Annotated in this window: 16 protein-coding genes; 10 read left to right on the forward strand and 6 right to left on the reverse strand. The window is 74.2% G+C overall.

Annotated elements, in window-relative coordinates; translation table 11 throughout:
- The first annotated feature begins 10 nt into the window (after nucleotides 1–10).
- The gene (locus IEZ03_RS04180) at nucleotides 11–1,183 is read left to right on the forward strand and encodes a 4-hydroxybenzoate 3-monooxygenase (RefSeq protein WP_184884225.1); all 1,173 of its coding nucleotides are present in this window, start codon (nucleotides 11–13) and stop codon (nucleotides 1,181–1,183) included.
- Here IEZ03_RS04180 and cphA read toward each other — a convergent pair.
- Together cphA and IEZ03_RS04190 are read right to left on the reverse strand one after the other, a co-directional pair.
- A complete protein-coding gene (gene cphA, locus IEZ03_RS04185) occupies nucleotides 1,144–3,861 on the reverse strand; it encodes a cyanophycin synthetase (RefSeq protein ID WP_184884227.1) in 2,718 nt (905 codons plus the stop codon). The two genes, IEZ03_RS04180 and cphA, sit on opposite strands and share 40 nt — an antisense overlap.
- Before the next feature lie 2 nt (nucleotides 3,862–3,863).
- Nucleotides 3,864–4,700 carry a cyanophycinase gene (locus tag IEZ03_RS04190; protein WP_184884229.1) on the reverse strand — a complete coding sequence of 279 codons (837 nt, stop codon included), beginning with the start codon at nucleotides 4,698–4,700 and terminating at the stop codon, nucleotides 3,864–3,866.
- Between the two features lie 121 nt (nucleotides 4,701–4,821).
- Here IEZ03_RS04190 and IEZ03_RS04195 point away from each other — a divergent pair, with 121 nt between their 5' ends.
- Both IEZ03_RS04195 and IEZ03_RS04200 read left to right on the forward strand, forming a co-directional pair.
- Nucleotides 4,822–5,484: a TetR/AcrR family transcriptional regulator gene (locus tag IEZ03_RS04195; protein WP_184884231.1), complete on the forward strand. Its 663-nt coding sequence runs from the start codon at nucleotides 4,822–4,824 to the stop codon at nucleotides 5,482–5,484.
- A 96-nt stretch (nucleotides 5,485–5,580) separates the two neighbouring features.
- The gene (locus tag IEZ03_RS04200) at nucleotides 5,581–6,936 is read left to right on the forward strand and encodes an ABC1 kinase family protein (protein WP_184884233.1); all 1,356 of its coding nucleotides are present in this window, start codon (nucleotides 5,581–5,583) and stop codon (nucleotides 6,934–6,936) included.
- Between the two features lie 44 nt (nucleotides 6,937–6,980).
- Here the strand turns inward: IEZ03_RS04200 and IEZ03_RS04205 are convergent, their stop codons facing one another.
- A complete protein-coding gene (locus IEZ03_RS04205; protein WP_184884235.1) occupies nucleotides 6,981–7,826 on the reverse strand; it encodes a siderophore-interacting protein in 846 nt (281 codons plus the stop codon).
- 73 nt (nucleotides 7,827–7,899) lie between these two features.
- Nucleotides 7,900–9,033: a serine hydrolase domain-containing protein gene (locus tag IEZ03_RS04210; protein ID WP_184884236.1), complete on the reverse strand. Its 1,134-nt coding sequence runs from the start codon at nucleotides 9,031–9,033 to the stop codon at nucleotides 7,900–7,902.
- 241 nt (nucleotides 9,034–9,274) lie between these two features.
- Between IEZ03_RS04210 and IEZ03_RS04215 the strand changes: the two genes are divergently transcribed.
- From IEZ03_RS04215 to IEZ03_RS04235, 5 genes are all read left to right on the forward strand, one after another.
- A complete protein-coding gene (locus tag IEZ03_RS04215; protein WP_184884238.1) occupies nucleotides 9,275–10,048 on the forward strand; it encodes a cyclase family protein in 774 nt (257 codons plus the stop codon).
- Nucleotides 10,045–11,727 (forward strand): thiamine pyrophosphate-binding protein, encoded by a 1,683-nt coding sequence (locus tag IEZ03_RS04220; RefSeq protein WP_184884240.1) that lies wholly within the window; start codon nucleotides 10,045–10,047, stop codon nucleotides 11,725–11,727. Before IEZ03_RS04215 ends, IEZ03_RS04220 begins: the two co-directional genes overlap by 4 nt.
- 201 nt (nucleotides 11,728–11,928) lie before the next feature.
- On the forward strand, nucleotides 11,929–12,774 hold the full coding sequence (locus IEZ03_RS04225) for an MIP/aquaporin family protein (protein ID WP_184884242.1): 846 nt from the start codon (nucleotides 11,929–11,931) through the stop codon (nucleotides 12,772–12,774).
- Between the two features lie 55 nt (nucleotides 12,775–12,829).
- A complete protein-coding gene (gene glpK, locus IEZ03_RS04230; RefSeq protein ID WP_184884244.1) occupies nucleotides 12,830–14,347 on the forward strand; it encodes a glycerol kinase GlpK in 1,518 nt (505 codons plus the stop codon).
- A 144-nt stretch (nucleotides 14,348–14,491) separates the two neighbouring features.
- A complete protein-coding gene (locus IEZ03_RS04235; RefSeq protein ID WP_184884246.1) occupies nucleotides 14,492–15,343 on the forward strand; it encodes a S1 family peptidase in 852 nt (283 codons plus the stop codon).
- 59 nt (nucleotides 15,344–15,402) lie between these two features.
- Here IEZ03_RS04235 and IEZ03_RS04240 read toward each other — a convergent pair whose 3' ends face one another.
- The gene (locus IEZ03_RS04240) at nucleotides 15,403–16,191 is read right to left on the reverse strand and encodes a SigB/SigF/SigG family RNA polymerase sigma factor (protein WP_184884248.1); all 789 of its coding nucleotides are present in this window, start codon (nucleotides 16,189–16,191) and stop codon (nucleotides 15,403–15,405) included.
- Between the two features lie 214 nt (nucleotides 16,192–16,405).
- Between IEZ03_RS04240 and IEZ03_RS04245 the strand changes: the two genes are divergently transcribed.
- Both IEZ03_RS04245 and IEZ03_RS04250 read left to right on the forward strand, forming a co-directional pair.
- On the forward strand, nucleotides 16,406–16,891 hold the full coding sequence (locus tag IEZ03_RS04245) for an SRPBCC family protein (RefSeq protein ID WP_184884250.1): 486 nt from the start codon (nucleotides 16,406–16,408) through the stop codon (nucleotides 16,889–16,891).
- A 170-nt stretch (nucleotides 16,892–17,061) separates the two neighbouring features.
- Nucleotides 17,062–17,952, forward strand: coding sequence for a polysaccharide pyruvyl transferase family protein (locus IEZ03_RS04250; RefSeq protein WP_184884252.1), 891 nt, complete (start codon nucleotides 17,062–17,064; stop codon nucleotides 17,950–17,952).
- Nucleotides 17,953–18,005: 53 nt separating this feature from the next.
- On the opposite strand, the gene IEZ03_RS04255 is transcribed toward IEZ03_RS04250, so the two are convergent.
- Nucleotides 18,006–18,962, reverse strand: coding sequence for an NAD-dependent epimerase/dehydratase family protein (locus IEZ03_RS04255; RefSeq protein ID WP_184884254.1), 957 nt, complete (start codon nucleotides 18,960–18,962; stop codon nucleotides 18,006–18,008).
- Nucleotides 18,963–18,970: the final 8 nt, after the last annotated feature.

Here is an 18,970-nt window from a genome sequence, read left to right on the forward strand (position 1 = left end):
AGGAGGCTTGATGCGTACCCAGGTCGCCGTCATCGGCGCCGGCCCCGCGGGGCTGCTGCTGTCCCATCTGCTGCACCTGCAGGGCATCGAGTCGGTCGTGCTGGAGAGCCGGGACCGCGACTACGTGGAGCACCGGCAGCGCGCCGGGCTGCTGGAGCAGGGCACGACCGACGTGCTGCGCGAGAGCGGCGCCGGTGAGCGGCTCGACCGGGTGGGCCTCGTCCACCACGGCGTGGAGCTGCGGTTCGGCGGCGCCGGGCACCGCATCCCGCTGACCGACCTCACCGGCCGCACGGTCACCGTGTACGCGCAGACCGAGATCGTGAAGGACCTGGTCGCCAAGCGGCTCGCGGACGGCGGCGACGTGCGGTTCGGCACCGAGGTGCTGGCCGTGGACCCGTCCGCGCCGAGCGTGACGTACCGCAGCGGCGGCGAGACCCGCACGCTCGACTGCGACTACATCGCGGGCTGCGACGGGTTCCACGGCGTCTGCCGCCCGGCGGTGCCCGGGGGGCGGACGTTCTCCCGCGAGTACCCGTTCGCGTGGCTCGGCATCCTCGCCGACGTCGCCCCGTCCACCGACGAGCTGATCTACGCCCAGCACGACCGCGGCTTCGCGCTGCACAGCCTGCGCTCGCCCAAGGTCAGCCGCCTGTACCTCCAGGTGCCGCCGGACGAGGACCTCGCGGCATGGTCCGACGCCCGCATCTGGGACGAGCTGGCGACCCGCTTCGCGACCGACGACGGCTGGAAGCTGCACGAGGGCCCGATCACCGACCGGTCGATCACGCCGATGCGCAGCTTCGTGACCGAGCCGATGCGCCACGACCGGCTGTTCCTCGCCGGGGACGCGGGGCACATCGTCCCGCCGACGGGCGCGAAGGGCCTGAACCTCGCGGTGTCGGACGTGATCGTGCTGGCGCGGGCGCTGGCCGAGCGGTACGCCTCCGGGTCGGAGGCGCTGCTGGACGGCTACTCCGACGCGGTCCTGCGGCGGGTGTGGCGGGCCGAGCACTTCTCGTACTGGATGACGCACCTGCTGCACACCGACCCCGCCGCGAGCGACTTCGAGCGGCGGATGCAGCGCGCCCACCTGGACTACGTGGTCTCGTCCGAGGCGGCGTCGGCGTCGCTGGCCGAGAACTACGTCGGGCTGCCCGTCACCTGGCCCTCCGGGGACTGACCGCCGGCCGCCTCGTCCGGCCGGGCGCCGAGCGTGTCGAGCAGCTCGGCGACCGGCTGCAGCTTCTCGTACAGCAGCAGGACGGGCTCGCCGGGCCCGGCCATGTCCAGCGCCGAGGTCAGCGCGCCCTTCAGGTCGCCCGCGGGGTGGTGCCGGACGTCCGGGCGGGCCTCCCGCAGCCCCTCGGCGATCAGCCGGGTCATCTCGCCCGAGCGGCGGCCGCGCAGGTCCTCGTCCTCGTAGACGACGACGCGGCCGAACGTCCGGGCCAGGGCCCGCGCGGTCTCGCCCACCAGCTCGTCGGACCGGTCGCCCGGCAGGGTGACCGCGGCGACCCCGCCGGTGCCCCAGCGCCGCTCGACGAGCGCGCCCATCGCGGCGACCGCCGCCGGGTTGTGCGCGTAGTCGACCAGCACGGGGTTGCCGCTGACCAGGTACACGCAGCCCCGGCCCGGGTTGTGGGTGTGGGGGTCGAACGTGCGCAGCGCGCGGGCGACGGTCTCCACCGGGACGTCGAGGGCGCGGGCGGCGGCGGCCGCGGCGAGCGCGTTGGCCACGACGTGGCCGGCGTGCCCGCCGAACGAGCCCGCCACGTCGGCGGCGGGCAGGATCCGGGTCCGGCGGTCGCCGCGCGCCTCGGTCAGCCAGCCGTCCGCGACGCAGTAGCCGACGCCGCCCTCCCGCAGGTGCGCCGCGAGGACGGGTTCGCCGGGGGACGGCGCGAAGTAGCGCAGCACGGGGCGGCGGTCCCGGACCGCCCGCCGCAGCGCCAGGCCCGCCGCCGGCGGGTCGGCGGCGTTGAGGACGACGTGCCCGCCGCGCCGGATCTCCTCGGCGACCAGGGCCTTGATTCCGGTCAGGTCGTCCAGGTCCTCGGTGGCGTCGACGCCGAGGTGGTCGCGGGTGATGTTGGTGACGACCGCGACGTCGGCGCGCTCGTAGCCGAGCCCGCGCCGCACGATCCCGCCCCGCGCGGTCTCCAGGACGGCCGCCTCCACCGAGCGGTCGCCCAGCACCATCTCCGCCGAGCGCGGCCCGGACGCGTCCGACCGGTGGACGAGCCGGCCCCCGATGTGCACGCCCTCCGTGCTCGTCATGCCGGTCCGCCGGCCGTCCAGCTCCAGCATGCGCGCGATCATCCGGACCGTGGTGGTCTTGCCGTTGGTGCCGGTCACCGACACGACCGGCACCCGCGACGGCGTCCCGGCCGGGTACATCAGGTCGATGACGTCGCCGGCGACGTCGCGGGCGGCGCCCTCGTGCGGGGCGAGGTGCATCCGCAGGCCGGGGGCGGCGTTGACCTCCAGGATCCCGGCGGCGCCGGGCTCGGCGGGCGGCGGGGAGCCGATGTCGGGCAGCCGCAGGTCGATGCCGCACACGTCCATCCCGACGGCCGCGGCGGCGCGCACGCACAGGTCCGCGACGTCCGCGTGCACCTCGCCGGTCACGTCGCGGCTGGTGCCGCCGGTGGACAGGTTCGCGTTGCGGCGCAGCCACACCCGCTCCCCGGCGGCCGGCACCGTCCCCGGGCCGTGCCCCTGCCGCGCCAGCAGCGCCAGCTCCGCCGGGCCGAGCGCCAGCCGGGTCAGCGGCCGGTCGTGGCCCGCGCCGCGGGCGGGGTCGGCGTTGACCCGGTCCACCAGCGCGGCGACCGTCGCGGCGCCGTCGCCGGCCACGCACGCGGCGGTCAGCTCCGCCGCCGCCGAGACCCGGCCGCCCACCACCAGGACCCGGTAGTCCTTGCCGGGGATGTAGGACTCGACGATGACCTCGCCGCCGCCCTCGCCCGCGGCTCCGCCCCCGCCCGCGGCCCCGGCGGCGGACGCGAACGCGGCCACGACCTCCGGCGCCGTCGTCAGCCCGATGTGGACGCCCTCGCCCTGGTGGCCCGCGAGCGGCTTGACCACCACCGGGCCGCCGATGCCGCGCAGCGCCTCCAGCGCCTCGGCCGGCGATGCCGCGACCCGCCCCTCGGGGACGGGCAGCCCGGCGTCGGCGAGGACCCGGTGCGCGAGCCGCTTGTCGCCCGCCACCTCCATGCCGATCGCCGAGGTGGCGTCGGTCATCGCGGCCCAGATCATCCGCCGGTACCGCCCGTACCCGAGGCGCAGCAGGTTGAGGCCGCCGACGCGGCGGACCGGCACGCCCCGGCGGCGCGCCGCCCGGGCCAGCGCGGCGGTGCTGACGCCGAGCCGCTCGCCCTCGTGGACGGCGGCGACGCGGGCCAGGTCCGCGGACGGGTCGGGCACCCGCCCGGCGAGGGCGCCCTGGACGGTCCGCAGCGCGAGCGCGACCAGCTGCTCCACCACCGTGCTGCCGGCGGGCTCGTCGCGCGGGCACTCCAGGACCACGTCGTAGTCGGCGGGCCCGCCCGCGCGGACGGTGCGGCCGAAGAACACCTCGCGGCCGATCGCCCCGGACAGCTCCAGCGTGACGTGCTCGGTGACGTGGCCGAAGTAGGTGCCGCGCGCCATCGCGTCCAGCAGCCCGCCGGGCCGGCCCGCCGCGCAGTGGTGCGTCGCCAGCCCCGGCAGGGCGTCCACCAGGCGCGCGGCGAAGCCCGGGTGGTCGGTGGTCTCGTGGCCGGCCAGGCCCTGGAGGTCGAGCCGGGCGATCGCGACGGGACGCGACAGGTAGACGTTCGGGCCGCTCAGGCGGCGCACATGGTCGAGGCGCACCGCTACTCCCCCTCCGCAGGGCCGCGCATGTTGCCGATCTCCGGGAGCCGGTCGTGCATCTGGAACGCGCAGCCGGCCGGCAGCAGGTGCAGCGACACGTCGAACATCGCCATCGGCTCGTCGTCCGAGGCCGCGTAGGCGACGGTGGACTGCCCCGCGTCGACGACCGTGACCACGCCCGTGCCGACGACGTCGAACCGGCCGTCGCCCACCACGATCGCCGTGTCCTCGTCTATCCCGACGCCGAGCAGCCGGGTGTCCAGCGCTATCCCGCTCATCAGCCGGGGCAGCCGCCCGCGCTCGTTGAAGTGCATGTCGATCAGCACGTTGTCGAGCAGGGCGAGGCCCGGCCCGACCTTCACGCTGGACGCCGCCACCTCGTGGCCGTGGCCGCCGAGGATCATCCAGTGCCCCATGGCGGTCGCGCCGGCGCTCGTCCCGGCGATGACGAGGCCCTCCTGGTCGAGGCGCCGCTTGAGCAGCTCGTTGGTCTTCGAGCCCACCAGCGTCCGGATCCGCGACTGGTCGCCGCCGCTGAACAGCACCCCGGTCGCCGCGTCCAGCGCGCGCAGCGTCGCCGCGCTGTCGGCCGCGGCCCGGCCGAGCAGCCGCAGTTCCCGGACGGCCGACACGCCGAGGCGGCCGAACACCGCGGTGTACTCCTCGGCGACCTCCTCGGGCACCTCGGTCGCGGTCGTCACCACCACGACCCGCGCGTCCTCGCCGCCCGCCAGCCCGACGAAGGTCTCCAGGGGCCCGGAACCGCAGGTGCGGTTCTCCGCCCCGCCGATGATCAGCAGCCGGCCCTTGCGTCCGGCGTCCGCTCGTCTCTCTGTCACAACTGTCGACTACCCCTGATCACTCCGGGTAGTCTCCTGATGACATAAAGCCATGTATCGGCGGATCCCGGCCACCGGGAGCGCGGCGGGAGCACGGGCGGGGCTGTGTCATGCTGAGCGGATGAACGGCAGCCCCGTTCCCCCGGACGGCCCCGCCCGCTCCGCGTCCGGGCCCTCCGGCCGGACGGCCGGTCCCGCCGCCGCGCTCGCGGCCGCGTCCGAGCACTACCTGCGCGGCGAGCCGATCGACATGTCGGCGCTGGCCGCCGAGCTCGGCGTGGGCCGCGCGACCCTGTACCGCTGGGTGGGCAGCCGCGAGCAGCTGCTCGGCGCCGTCCTGGCGGAGATGACAGAGCGCACCTACCGCGTGGCGACGCGCGGGGTGGGCGGCTCCGGCACGGACCGCATCCTGATGCTCCTCGACAGGTTCATGCACGCGGTGGTGGAGGCCGAACCGCTCAAGGCGTTCACCGAGCGCGAGCCGCGGCTGTTCATCCGGCTGGCCACCATGCCGGGCACCATCGAGGACCGCTCGACCGAGCTGCTGACCCGGGAGATGCAGGCCGAGATCGACCGCGGGGCCATGCGGGTGCCGCTGCCCACCCGGACCCTCGCGCAGGCGATCGTCAGGGTCGCCGACTCGTTCATGTACGCGCACTACCTGGGCGGGAACCGGCCGCAGATCGACCAGGCCCTGGAGGTCGTCGAGCTGCTGCTGCGGCCGTGCGGGGACGGTGCGGCGGCCGCCCGGCGGAACGGCCGGGGAATCTCCGGGCCCGCCTGAACGCTTCATATTTTGACGGGGGATGAACGTTTCGTGACATTTCCCCGCGTGAGACCCTGACAGTCATTGGACGCATCGTCGAACGAGGGACGGGCCGTGAGTGACATTCCCCGCCGCGCGGTGACGCGGACCGCCAAGCTGGCGTCCCTGCCGATCGGCTTCGCCGGGCGCACCGCGCTCGGGTTCGGCAAGCGGACGATCGGGCGCCCCGCCGAGGCCGTCGCGCTGGAGGTGCAGCGCCGCACCGCCGAGCAGCTGTTCGCGGTGCTCGGCGAGCTCAAGGGCGGCGCCATGAAGGTCGGGCAGCTGCTGTCGATCTTCGAGGCCGGGCTCCCCGAGGACATCGCCGGGCCGTTCCGCGCCAGCCTCACCCGGCTCCAGGAGGCCGCGCCCCCGATGCCCGCCGCCACGACCCACCGCGTCCTCGCGGAGGGCCTGGGGGAGGGTTGGCGCGAGCAGTTCCTGGAGTTCGACGACCGGCCGGCCGCCGCGGCGTCCATCGGCCAGGTCCACAAGGCCGTCTGGCACGACGGGCGGACCGTCGCGGTGAAGGTCCAGTACCCCGGTGCCGCCAGGGCGCTGATGAGCGACTTCAACCAGATCTCCCGCGTCAGCAGGCTCTTCACCCCGCTGTTCCCCGGCGTCGAGGTCAAGCCGGTCATCGCCGACCTCAAGCGGCGGCTGGAGAAGGAGCTCGACTACGTCGACGAGGCCCGCGCCCAGACCGCCTTCCACGACGCCTACGACGGCGATCCCGACTTCCTCGTCCCCGCGGTCGTCGCCCAGTCCGGCAACGTCCTCGTCACCGAATGGCTGGACGGGACGCCGCTCGCCAAGGTCATCGCCGAGGGCGACCGGGAGCAGCGCGACCGCGCCGGCATGCTGCTGTTCCGCTTCCTGCTGTCCGGCCCGGCCCGCTGCGAGATGATCCACATCGACCCGCACCCGGGCAACTTCCGGCTGCTGGACGACGGCCGCCTCGGCGTCATGGACTTCGGCGGAGCCGCCCACGTCCCGGCCGAGCTGCAGTGGTCGATCGGCCGGCTCACCCGCATCGGGACGCTCGGCGACCCCGGCGAGATCGTCGAGGCCCTCCGCGAGGAGGGCTTTCTCGTCCCCGACGCCGACGTGGACCCCCAGGAGGTCGCCGACCTCATCGGGCCGCACGCCGCCCCGTTCGCGGTGGAGCGCTTCCGCTACTCCCGCGAGTGGATGCGGGAGCAGACCGCCCACGGGATCGGCGTCGCCTCCGACATGCGCCCCGGCGCCCTCGCCCGCCAGTTCCGGCTCCCGCCCCAGTACCTGGCCGTCAGCCGCGCCCTGACCGGAGGCGGCGGCGTCCTCTGCCAGCTGGAGACCGAGGGCGACTTCCGCGCCGAGGTGGAACGCTGGCTCCCCGGCTTCAGCACCGACGCCGACGAGACCGGAGAGCCCGGAGAAGCCACTGCCTGAACCCGTCGGGTTCAGGCAGTGGGCCGGTCCAGATCCGGGGCGGGTCAGGCGAGGGCCTGGGCCTCTTCCTCCTCTACCTGGCGGTTCCAGTCGCGCTTGATCGACCGCCAGCCTTCATCGTCGCGGCCGCGGCGCCAGTAGCCGGAGATCGACAGCCGCTCCAGCGGGACCCCGCGGTCGATCCGGAGATGGCGCCGCAGCGCCCTGACGAAGCCCGCCTCGCCGTGGACGAACGCGTGCACCCCGCCCTCGGGGAACTCCAGCTTCTGGACGGCCTCGACCAGCAGGTCGCCGACGGGGCCGCCGCCCCGGTGCAGCCACACGATCTCCGCGTCCCCGGGCGTGGGCAGCTCCTGCTCCTCCTCGGGGCCGGCGACCTCGACGAACACGCGGACGGGGGCGCCCTCCGGGATCCGCTCCAGCGAGGCGCCGATCGCCGGGAGCGCGCTCTCGTCACCGGCCAGCAGGTGCCAGCCGGCGTCGGCGCGGGGCGCGTAGGCGCCGCCGGGGCCGAGGAACAGCACCTCGTCGCCCGGCCGGGCGCTCGCCGCCCACGGGCCCGCGAGGCCCTTGTCGCCGTGGTGGACGAAGTCGAGGGTCAGCTCCACCGCGTCCGGATCCCACGCCCGGACGGTGTAGGTCCGGGTGACCGGCCACTGCTCGCGCGGCAGCTCGGCGCGGATCCGCTCCATGTCGAACGGCTCCGGGTACTCCACGCCCGGCAGCCGGAACAGCAGCTTGACGTAGTGGTCGGTGAACTCGCCGACGCCGAACCCGGCCAGCTCCGCACCGCCGATGACCACGCGGATCATGTGCGGAGTGAGGCGTTCGGTGCGCAGCACCCTCCCCCGGTTGAGCGTGCGCCCCTTGCGCGCCGGTCCCGTCGCCATGCGGCCTCCTGATGATCCGGATCACACTACTTAGGTAACCCTAACCGTCGAGGCCGCCCTGCTTGTTCCCCGGCTAGCCCGCGCGTGCCGTGCGCAGCGTGCGGGTTCGCGCGACCTCGGCGGCGACGGCCTCGAACGCGGCGTCGGTCTCCTCTCCGCCGACGAGGGTGAACAGCGTCGACTTGACGATGACGACGCCGTACCGAGGCGAGACCCAGATCAGCTGCCCGCCGAGGCCGCTGGCGGAGAAGTCGCCGTCCTCGCCGAGCCACCACTGGAAGCCGTACCCCGGCTTGAACGGCGCGGAGGGGCTCGTGGACTGCGCCACCCACGAGGCGGGCACGACCTGCCGGTCGCCGGCCTTCCCGCCGTTCAGGTACAGCAGGCCGAACCGCGCGAAGTCGCGCCCGGTCGCGTAGTAGCAGCAGTACCCCATGCTGTTGCCGTTGGAGTCGTTGCCCAGGTACGCCTTGGACGCCATCCCGGCCGGTCCCCAGATCTTCCGCTGGACGTAGTCGTGGTACGGCACGCCCGTCGCCTCGGCGACGGCCCAGGCGAGGACGAACGAGTTCATGCTCGTGTACTCGAACCTCGTCCCCGGCTCCCATCCCCGCTTCTGCCGCTTCGCCATGGCGGTGAGCGGATACCCGAGGCTCGCGGCGACGTGCACCGGGGGGACGTCCGCGGTCTCGTCCCACTCGATGCCCGACGACATCCGCAGCAGGTCCCGGAGCGAGACGCCGTCGTAGCCGGACCCCGCCAGTTCGGGGACGTACCGGGTGACCGGGTCGTCGATCGAGTCGATGTGCCCCTCGCCGAGCGCGATGCCGACCGCGGCGGAGGTGAACGACTTGGCCATCGACCACGACTGGAAGAGGCTGTCGCGGCCGGCCGCGACGTAGCGCTCGAAGACGACGTCGGCGCCGTCCAGGACGACGAAGCCCTGGGTTCCGGTGCGGACGAGGTAGTCGTCGAGCGTGCGCCGCTGCCCGCTGTAGGTGTAGCCGACCGCGAGCGGGCGGTGCGCCTCCCGCAGTTCGAGCGGGTCGGACGAGGGGAGCAGCGGGTCGAAGCCCGCCCGGTGCTCGGTGACGGCGGCGGGCGGCGGAGCGGGCGGGGGCGGGGGAGCGGCGTGGGCCGGGGGAGCGGCAAGGGCCAGGGGCAGGGCTGCGAGGGCGAGCGCGAGCGACCAGGGCCTGCGGCGCATGAGACCTCCGTGGGGCGGGATCGGCCGGGGTTCCGCCCTGATGGTGAGCGCGCCGCGGCGCCCCGTCCATGTGGTCAACTAACGAAAACCGGGCCCGGACATGGACATGGACCAACCTAGACAGAACGTCCAATAGCGGTGGCCGGGCGTCCGGGCCGGTCACCCGCTCCGGGCGGGCCGGCTGCGGTACGTTCGTGGCGCACCGCGACCACCTGCCCGTCCCCGCGCCGCCGGAGGCCCGATGTCCCTTCTCGACCAGCTGCTCACCGCCGTCTCCGACGGGCGGGTGGAGATCGTCGACCTGACCGCGCCGCTGTCGGAGCGGACCCCGATCCTCCAGCTGCCGGAGCCCTTCGCCAACACGGTCCCGTTCCGGCTGGAGGAGATCAGCCGGTACGACGACCGCGGCCCCGCCTGGTACTGGAACAACGTCGTCACCGGCGAGCACGTCGGCACCCACTTCGACGCGCCCGTGCACTGGGCCACCGGGCGCGACGGCGAGGACGTCTCGCAGGTGCCGCCCGGCAGGCTCGTCGCCCCGGCGGTGGTGCTGGACGCCTCCGCGCACGCCGCCGCCGACCCCGACTTCCTGCTGGAGATCGACCACGTGCGGGACTGGGAGAAGGCGAACGGGCCGCTCCCCGGCGGCGGCTGGCTCCTTTTCCGCACGGGCTGGGACGCGCGCTCCGGCGACGGGGACGCCTTCCTCAACGCCGACGAGACCGGCTCCCACACGCCCGGCATCTCGGCCGAGTGCGCGCGGTGGCTCGCCGAGGAGACCCCCGTCATCGGCCTCGGCGTGGAGACCGTCGGCACCGACGCGGGCGGCGCGCACGCCTTCGACCCGCCGTTCCCCTGCCACTCCTACTTCCTCGGCGCCGGCAAGTACGGGCTCACCCAGCTGCAGAACCTCGAACGGCTCCCCGCACGCGGCGCCGTGCTGATCGCCTCGCCGCTGCCGATCGTCGGCGGCTCGGGCAGCCCCGCCCGCGTGCTCGCGCTGATCGAGCGATGAACGTCGCGGAGGCCGTGGGCGAGGCCCTGGCGCGGCTCGGCGCCACCACCGTCTTCGGAGTCGTCGGCAGCGGGAACTTCCACGTCACCAACGCGCTCGTCGCGGGCGGCGCGCGGTTCGTCGCCGCCCGGCACGAGGCCGGCGCCGCGACGATGGCCGACGCGTACGCGCGGGTGAGCGGCGAACTCGGCGTGGTGTCGCTGCACCAGGGGCCGGGCCTCACCAACGCGGTCACCGGCATCGCCGAGGCCGCCAAGAGCCGCACGCCGCTGCTGGTGGTCGCGGGCGAGGTGGCCGCCGCCGCGGTCCGCTCCAACTTCCGCGTCGACCAGGCCGCCATCGCGGCGGCGGTCGGGGCGGTCCCCGAGCGGGTCCACTCCCCGCGGACCGCCCTCGCCGACGTGGCCCGCGCCTGCCGGACGGCGGTCGCCGAGCGCCGCACGGTCCTGCTGTGCCTCCCGCTGGACATCCAGGAGGCCGAGTACCCCGGCGACCCGGCGGAGCGGCGGCCCGCGCGCCGGCGGCCGGCCGTGCCGCCGCTGCCGGTGCCGCCGCCCGCCGCGGTCGCCCGCCTCGCCGGCATGCTGCAGGACGCCGCGCGGCCGGTGTTCGTCGCGGGCCGCGGCGCGCGGCTGTCCGGCGCCCGCGAGCCCCTCGCCGAGCTGGCCGGGCGCTGCGGCGCGCTCCCCGCCACCTCCGCCGTCGCACGGGGGCTGTTCGCCGGCGACCCGTTCGCGCTGGACGTCAGCGGCGGCTTCGCCACCCCCGCCGCGGCGGAGCTGATCCGCGGCGCCGACCTCGTCGTCGGCTGGGGCTGCTCGCTGAACATGTGGACGACCCGGCACGGCGCGCTCGTCGCGCGGGACGCGGAGGTCGTGCAGGTCGACGTGGACGCGCGGGCGCTCGGCGCGCACCACCCCGTCGACCTCGGCCTCATCGGCGACGCCGCCGAGACCGCGCGGGCCGTCGCCGCGGAGCTGGAGGCGCGCGGGCACTCCGCGACCGGCTACCGCACCCCGGACGTGGCCGGGCGGCTCGCCCGGGAGGGACGCTGGCAGGACGTCCCGTACGAGGAGCACCCCGCCGGTGACGACGACGCGGGCGGGCCCCGCATCGACCCGCGGACGCTGTCGATCGCCCTGGACGGCATGCTGCCCCGCGAGCGCACCGTCGCCGTCGACTCGGGCAACTTCATGGGGTACCCCGCGATGTTCCTGGACGTCCCCGACGCCGACGCGCTCGTGTTCACCCAGGCGTTCCAGTCGGTCGGGCTCGGCCTCGCCACCGCCATCGGCGCCGCCGTGGCCCGGCCCGACCGGCTCACCGTCGCCGCGCTCGGCGACGGCGGCGCGCTGATGTCCGCCGCGGAGCTGGAGACGGCCGTCCGGCTGGGGCTGGACCTGCTCATCGTCGTCTACGACGACGAGGCGTACGGCGCGGAGGTGCACCACTTCGGCCCCGGCGGGCACCCGCTGGACACGGTCACGTTCCCGCCCGCCGACCTCGCCGCGATCGGCCGCGGGTTCGGCTGCGCGGCGGCGACCGTCCGCCGGCCGGAGGACCTGGCCGCGGTGGCCGGCTGGCTGGAGGGGCCGCGCGACCGCCCGATGCTCGTGGACGCCAAGGTCACCCGGGACCGCCCCGCCTGGTGGCTCGAAGAGGCCTTCCGCGGCCACTGACCTCCGGCGGGGGCGGGGGACGGCCGCCGGGCGGCGGTGTAGGGGTGCTTCACCCGGGCATGATCACGTTCGTGGTCCACTCCGGGGGGTGCTGATGGGCGGGTGCCGACATTGTCGACACGGGGCCGTTGACCGATCTTGTCGGGCGACCTTACCGTCGCGGCGGCTGTGCCTTACGTCACACACCCCCGAGGAGGAGAGATGACGCGAGGGCCGGAGCTCCCCCCGCTGGCCCGGGAGATGGCCGCGGAGTTCGCCGGGACGATGATCCTGATCCTGTTCGGTGTCGGCGTCGTGGCGCAGGTCATCGCCGGCAGCGGGCTCGGCGATCCGCAGAGCCTCGGAGACCACGACAGCATCGCCTGGGCGTGGGGCATCGGGGTCACGCTCGGCGTGTACGTATCGGCTCACATCAGCGGCGGGCACATCAACCCGGCCGTCACGGTCGCCCTCGCGGTCTTCAAGGGGTTCCCCTGGCGCAAGGTGCTCCCGTACTGCTCCGCGCAGCTCCTCGGGGCGTTCGTCGCCGCGCTGATCGTCCGGTGGAACTACAGCGAGATCCTGCAGAAGTTCGACCCCGGCCTGACGGAGAAGTCGCACATCGTGTTCTCCACCATGCCGGGCAACGGGACGCTGCCGATCGGGACCTGGGGGGCCTTCCGCGACCAGGTGATCGGCACCGCGATCCTGCTGTTCCTCGTGCTGGCCCTCACCGACCTGCGCAACGCGCCGCCGCTGGCGAACCTGGCGCCGCTCATCATCGGCCTCATCGTGGTGGCGATCGGGATGGCGTTCGGCTCCGCCGCCGGGTACGCGATCAACCCGGCCCGCGACCTCGGCCCGCGGCTCGTCCAGTGGCTGACGGGATACGACAGTCCGTGGACGGACCAGTACGGGAATCTGTATTTCTGGGTCCCGATCGCGGGACCGCTCATCGGCGGCGTGCTCGGGGCCGGCCTCTACATCCTGCTCATCGGACGCAACATCCCCGGTGACGAGGAGGGCGAGGCGGCCACCGAGCCGACGCCGGAGTACGACGTTTCCTGACGGTTCTGACGGTTTCCCGGCGGGGTCGCCCCCGGGGGGCGGAAAGGGAGAGTCCATGGCCGACTTCGTCGGAGCGCTGGACCAGGGCACCACGAGCACCCGTTTCATGATCTTCGACCACGGCGGCAACGAGGTCGCCCGCCACCAGCTGGAGCACGAGCAGATCCTGCCGCGCGCCGGGTGGGTCGAGCACGACCCCACCGAGATCTGGGAGCGGACCCGGTCGGTCATCCAGTCCGCCATGAACCGGGCGAACCTCGGCCATGCCGACCTCGCGGCGGTCGGGATCACCAACCAGCGCGAGACCGCCGTGGTGTGGAACCGGCGGACGGGCCGCGCGTACTACAACGCGATCGTCTGGCAGGACACGCGCACCGACCGCATCGCCTCCGCCCTCGAGCGGGAGGGCAAGGGGGAGACGATCCGGCACCGTGCCGGGCTGCCGCCCGCCACGTACTTCTCCGGCGGCAAGGTCCAGTGGATCCTGGAGAACGTCGACGGCGTCCGCGAGGCCGCCGAGAACGGCGACGCGATCTTCGGCAACATCGACACGTGGGTGCTGTGGAACCTGACCGGCGGGCCCGACGGCGGCGTGCACGTCACCGACCCGACCAACGCCAGCCGCACCATGCTGATGGACCTGGAGACCCTCGACTGGGACGACCAGCTCCTGTCGTTCTTCGGCATCCCGCGGGGGATGCTCCCGGAGATCAGGCCGTCCTCGGCGCCCGACCCGTACGGCGTGACCCGCGCGGACGGCCCCTTCGGCGGGGAGATCCCGCTCACCGGCATACTCGGCGACCAGCAGGCCGCGACGGTCGGGCAGGTGTGCTTCGCCCCCGGCGAGGCCAAGAACACCTACGGCACCGGCAACTTCCTCCTCCTCAACACCGGTGAGGAGCTCGTCAGGTCCAAGGCGGGGATGCTGACCACCGTCTGCTACAAGTTCGGCGACGCCCGGCCCGTGTACGCGCTGGAGGGCTCGATCGCGGTGACGGGATCGGCGGTGCAGTGGCTGCGCGACCAGCTCGGCATCATCTCCGGGGCCGCGCAGAGCGAGTCCCTGGCCCGGCAGGTCGAGGACAACGGCGGGGTCTACTTCGTCCCCGCCTTCTCCGGCCTGTTCGCGCCGTACTGGCGCTCCGACGCCCGCGGCGCCATCGTCGGCCTGTCCCGCTACAACACCAACGCCCACCTGGCGCGGGCCACGCTGGAATCGATCTGCTACCAGTCCCGCGACGTCGTCGAGGCGATGCGCGAGGACTCCGGCGTCTCCCTGGACGTGCTCAAGGTCGACGGCGGGGTCACCGCCAACGAGCTGTGCATGCAGATGCAGGCCGACATCCTGGGCGTCCCGGTCTCGCGGCCCGTCGTCGCCGAGACCACCGCCCTGGGCGCCGCCTACGCGGCCGGGCTGGCCGTCGGCTTCTGGGACACCACCGACGAGCTCCGCCGGAACTGGAACGAGGACCGCCGCTGGGAGCCCACCTGGGACGAGGAGCGGCGCCGGGAGGGCTACGCCGGCTGGAAGAAGGCCGTCGAGCGCACCTACGGCTGGGTGGACGTGGACTGATTGGAACCAGACCGCTCCGGTCCGCCGCCAGATGTCTTTGACGCCCGGGGCCCTTCTCGGGCGGGCGAACCTGATCTAGCATCCGCCCGGACAGCGTCGTCACCGGCCGGTGCGCCGCCGCCGGCCTTCTCCGAGAGGATCCCCATGACCCGACGCCGCCTCGCCTCCGCCGCCCTCGCCGCCGTACTGGGCGCCGGGACGCTCGCCTTCGCCGGCGCCGCGCAGGCCGCGCCCGCCGCGCCCGCCGCGCCCGCTCCCAGGGCCGAGGTCGACTTCACCGGAATCGTCGCGCTCAGCAACTGCTCCGGCTCCATCGTGCGCGGGCCCCGCACCCGCGACACCGACCGGGCGCTGGTCATGACCAACGGCCACTGCCTGGAGACGGGCATGCCCGGCGCCGGCGAGGTCATCGTGGACCAGAACTCGTCCCGGACGTTCACGCTGCTCGACCGGACCGGGACGAAGGAGCTCGGCAGCCTGCGGGCCACGCGGATCGAGTACGCCACGATGACCGACACCGACGTGGCCGTCTACCGGCTCGACACCACCTACGCCGCCATCCGGAAGCGGCACGGCGTTCCCGCGCTGCGCCTGTCGGCGGCCAGGCCGCACGACGGCACCGAGATCCGGGTCGTGTCGGGCTACTGGCGGACGATCTACGGCTGCAAGATCGACGACACCGTCCACCGGCTGCGCGAGGCGGACTGGACGTGGCAGAACTCCATCCGCTACACGCCCGAGTGCCAGACGATCGGCGGCACGTCCGGCTCGCCGATCGTCGACGCGCGGACCCGCCACGTCGTCGGCGTCAACAACACCGGCAACGAGAACGGCGAGCGCTGCACGCTCAACAACCCGTGCGAGGTCGACCGGAACGGGAACGTGACCGTCCGGCAGGGGATCAACTACGGCCAGCAGACGTACCAGCTCGCCCGCTGCCTCGGCAAGGGCAACGACGTCGTGCTGGACCGGAAGTGCGCGCTGCCCAGGCCGTGACGCACCGCGGCCGGTGACCGGGGCCCGGTCACCGGCCGCGCCGGCTGCGCGCCGGCCGGTCAGCGTTCCGTGAGGAGCCCCGCGCGGAGCTGCTCCAGGGTGGCGCGGAGCAGCCGCGAGACGTGCATCTGGGACAGCCCGATCTGCTCGGCGATCTGCGTCTGGGTCTTGTTGCCGAAGAACCGCAGCAGCAGGATCGTCCGCTCCCGCTCGGGCAACTCGTCGATGAGCGGGCCGAGGGCGTGCCCGTCGATGAAGGCGTCCAGGGCCGGGTCCTCCGACCCGAGGTACTCGCCGACCGTGCCGCTGTCGCCGTCCGGCGACCCGTCCGCCGGGGCCTCCAGCGACAGCGGCCGGTAGGCGTCGCAGGCGACGATGACCTCGACGGTCTCCTCCTCGGTGATGCCCATCAGCGAGGCGATCTCCGCGGTCGTGGGCGAGCCGCCGTGCTCGCGGGTGTACTCCTGGATGGTGCGCTGCAGGATCGGGCGCAGCTCCTGGATGCGGCGGGACACGCGGATGCCCCACGTCTTGTCGCGGAAGTGCCGCTTCACCTCCCCGGTCACCACCGGGTAGGCGTAGGTGACGAACCGGTCGCCGATCCCCGGGTCGAACCGGTTGATGGCCTTGACCAGGCCCAGATAGGCCACCTGCTGGAGATCGTCGATGGGTTCCCCGCGGTTGGCGTAGCGGCGCGCGACGCCGCGGACGAGCGGCGCGTGCATGTCGACGATGCGGGACCGGAGCCGTTCTCGCCGGGGATCTCCTTCCGCGAGCCGGTTCATCTCCGCCAGGAGGTTCTCGGCTTGTCCGTCGTTGAACCTCGTGGTGGGCTGCGCCGACGTCATGCGGATGTTCTCCTTTCCGAGGAGGAGCCGGCGAGGGCAGGGGCGATCGCTCGGTCTGGTCCCATTACCCGGCAATCGATGGATCACACGGAAACCGCCTCCCGCGTGGGGTTTCGGCCCGGCCGGCCGGGTCCGAGCGGGCGGTCTCCGGCCGCCGGGCGGGATACGGGGCGCCCCTCCGGGTACCGCCCCGGTGAACGCCGGAGGTGGAGCCGTGAGCACGATCACCGAGTCGGTCAACGTCACCGTCCCGATCCGCGCCGCCTACGACCAGTGGACGCGGTTCGAGACGTTCCCGCAGTTCATGGAGGGTGTCGAGGAGATCCGCCGGCTGGCCGACGGCACGCTGCGCTGGCGGACGCGGATCGCCGGCGTCACCCGCGAGTTCGACGCTCGGATCACCGAGCAGCACCCCGACGAGCGCGTCGCGTGGAAGTCGCTGGAGGGGCCGACCCACTCCGGCGTGGTCACCTTCCGCCGGCTGGACGAGACGACCACGCGCGTCACCGTCCAGCTCGAGATCGACCCGGAGGGGTTCGTGGAGAAGGCCGGGGACCGGTTCGGCGCCCTCGGCCGGCGCGTCAAGGGCGACCTCCGCCGCTTCAAGACCTTCGTCGAGGGGCGCGGTGCCCGGACCGGCCCCCGGACCGGGGCCCGGCGGCGCCGGGGCGGCCGCCGGACCCCGGATCCGGGCCGGTGAAGCTGGTGCGGCCCAGGCTCGCAGCTCCGAGCACCTGGCTCGGAACTCGGCGAGTGGGCCGCGAACTGACTCTGCCCACCCGGCCGCCTCGGTAAACCGGTAGGTGTCTCAATGTCACGGGACGGGAAGTGCCCGCCGGGTCGGAACGGACGGCGGAGGGCGGTCGGCGTATGCGCGTCCTGGTGACCGGGTGGCCGAGCTTCCTGCACGGCGAGGCGACGGCCGGCGACGTGCTGGCGATGGAGGCGGTGCGGCGGGCGCTCGCCGGCGCCGGGGTGCGGTGCGACCTGGCGTGGAGCCCGGTGTTCCGGCCGGGCGGCCTGGACCTCGGCCGCGCCGATCCCGGCCGCTACACCCACCTGGTGTTCGCCTGCGGCCCGCTGCACGGCCCGCAGGTCGCGGGCCTTCACCGCCGGTACGCCCGCTGCACCCGCGTCGCGGTCGGGGTCTCGGTCGTCGACCCGGCCGATCCCGCGGTCACCGGGTTCGACGCGGTCCTCGCCCGCGACGCGCCCGCGGCGGCGCCGCGGCCCGACCTGGCCGCGCTGCCGGAGACCCCGCCGGTGCCCGTGGCGGGGGTCGTGCTGGCGCCCGGCCAGGCGGAGTACGGGACGCGGCGGCTGCACGACCGGGTCGAGCGGGAGCTGACCGGGTGGCTCGCCGGCCGCGAGTGCGCCCGGCTGCCCCTGGACACGCGGCTCGACCCGCGGGACTGGCGGCTGTTCACGACGGCGGCGGAGCTGGAGTCGGCGCTGCGCAGGCTCGACCTGGTGGTCACGACGCGCCTGCACGGCCTCGTCCTGGCGCTGAAGAACGGGATCCCCGCGCTGGCCGTCGACCCGGTGCGCGGCGGCGCGAAGGTCACCGCGCAGGCGCGGGCGTGGTCGTGGCCCGCCCTCGTGACCGTCGCGGCGGAGGACGCCGGACGGGACGGGCCGCTGCTGGACCCGGCGGAGCTGGACCGCTGGTGGGACTGGTGCCTGTCACCCGGGCGCGTACCCGGGCTGCCCGACGACGCCGCCATGATCGACGAGCTTTTGGACGTCCTCGGCGTCCGCTGATCGGACGGCGCGGGGACGGGCGCCCGGATGAGCGAGCGCCCGTCCGCGCCGAGTCACGCAGGGCGGGCGACCGGAAGCTGCCCCTCGAACCACTCGATCGTGGCGCGCAGGCCCTCCTCGACCGAGACGCGGGGACGCCAGCCGAGCACCTCCTCGGCGAGGGCGGTGTCCGGCCGCCGGACGCGCGGGTCGTCCTCCGGCCGGTCGATGAAGCGCAGCCGGGACCGGGAGCCGGTCAGCTCGATGATGAGCCGGGCGAGCCCGGCCATGGACACCTCGTAGGGGCTGCCGATGTTGACCGGCCCCGGGTGGTCGGCCGTCGCGAGCGCGATGATGCCCCGGACGGTGTCGTCCACATGGCAGATCGAGCGGGTCTGCGTGCCGTCGCCGGTGACCGTGAGGTCCTCGCCGGTCAGCGCCTGCCGCAGGAACGTCGGAATGGCGCGGCCGTCGTCGGGGCGCATCCGCGGGCCGTAGCTGTTGAAGATCCGCACGATCGCGGTGTCGAGGCCGCGGGCGTGCCGGAACGCCGACGTCAGCGCCTCCCCGAACCGCTTGGCCTCGTCGTAGACGCTGCGCGGTCCGACCGGGTTCACGTTGCCCCAGTACGACTCGGGCTGCGGGTGCACGAGCGGGTCCCCGTACACCTCGGACGTGGAGGCCAGCACGAACCGCGCGCCCTTGGCCTCGGCGAGGTCGAGCGCGTTGCGGGTGCCCTGGCTGCCGACCTCCAGCGTCTGGATCGGCAGCCGCAGGTAGTCGGCGGGGGACGCCGCCGAGGCCAGGTGGAAGACGTAGCCGACCTCGCCCGGCACGTGCACCGGCTCGGTGAGGTCGCGTCTCAGGAACCGGAAGTCGCGCCGTTCGGCCAGGTGGGCGATGTTGCGGGACGTGCCGGTCAGCAGGTTGTCCAGGCACACCACGGAGATGCCCCGGGCCAGCAGCGCCTCGCACAGGTGCGAGCCGAGGAAGCCGGAGCCTCCGGTGACGACGGCGCGTGGATGTCTCATGATGTCCC

This window comes from Actinomadura livida, from assembly GCF_014648675.1.
Lineage (GTDB): Bacteria > Actinomycetota > Actinomycetes > Streptosporangiales > Streptosporangiaceae > Spirillospora > Spirillospora livida.

What these genes read in the sequence shown, in the direction of transcription:
- IEZ03_RS04240 (WP_184884248.1), bottom strand. Translation starts at nt 16,191, where the DNA reads ATGACGTCGGCGCAGCCCACCACGAGGTTCAACGACGGACAAGCCGAG.
- IEZ03_RS04180 (WP_184884225.1), top strand. Translation starts at nt 11, where the DNA reads ATGCGTACCCAGGTCGCCGTCATCGGCGCCGGCCCCGCGGGGCTGCTG.
- glpK (WP_184884244.1), top strand. Translation starts at nt 12,830, where the DNA reads ATGGCCGACTTCGTCGGAGCGCTGGACCAGGGCACCACGAGCACCCGT.
- IEZ03_RS04225 (WP_184884242.1), top strand. Translation starts at nt 11,929, where the DNA reads ATGACGCGAGGGCCGGAGCTCCCCCCGCTGGCCCGGGAGATGGCCGCG.
- IEZ03_RS04195 (WP_184884231.1), top strand. Translation starts at nt 4,822, where the DNA reads ATGAACGGCAGCCCCGTTCCCCCGGACGGCCCCGCCCGCTCCGCGTCC.
- IEZ03_RS04220 (WP_184884240.1), top strand. Translation starts at nt 10,045, where the DNA reads ATGAACGTCGCGGAGGCCGTGGGCGAGGCCCTGGCGCGGCTCGGCGCC.
- IEZ03_RS04215 (WP_184884238.1), top strand. Translation starts at nt 9,275, where the DNA reads ATGTCCCTTCTCGACCAGCTGCTCACCGCCGTCTCCGACGGGCGGGTG.
- IEZ03_RS04210 (WP_184884236.1), bottom strand. Translation starts at nt 9,033, where the DNA reads ATGCGCCGCAGGCCCTGGTCGCTCGCGCTCGCCCTCGCAGCCCTGCCC.
- IEZ03_RS04235 (WP_184884246.1), top strand. Translation starts at nt 14,492, where the DNA reads ATGACCCGACGCCGCCTCGCCTCCGCCGCCCTCGCCGCCGTACTGGGC.
- IEZ03_RS04250 (WP_184884252.1), top strand. Translation starts at nt 17,062, where the DNA reads ATGCGCGTCCTGGTGACCGGGTGGCCGAGCTTCCTGCACGGCGAGGCG.
- IEZ03_RS04255 (WP_184884254.1), bottom strand. Translation starts at nt 18,962, where the DNA reads ATGAGACATCCACGCGCCGTCGTCACCGGAGGCTCCGGCTTCCTCGGC.
- IEZ03_RS04205 (WP_184884235.1), bottom strand. Translation starts at nt 7,826, where the DNA reads ATGGCGACGGGACCGGCGCGCAAGGGGCGCACGCTCAACCGGGGGAGG.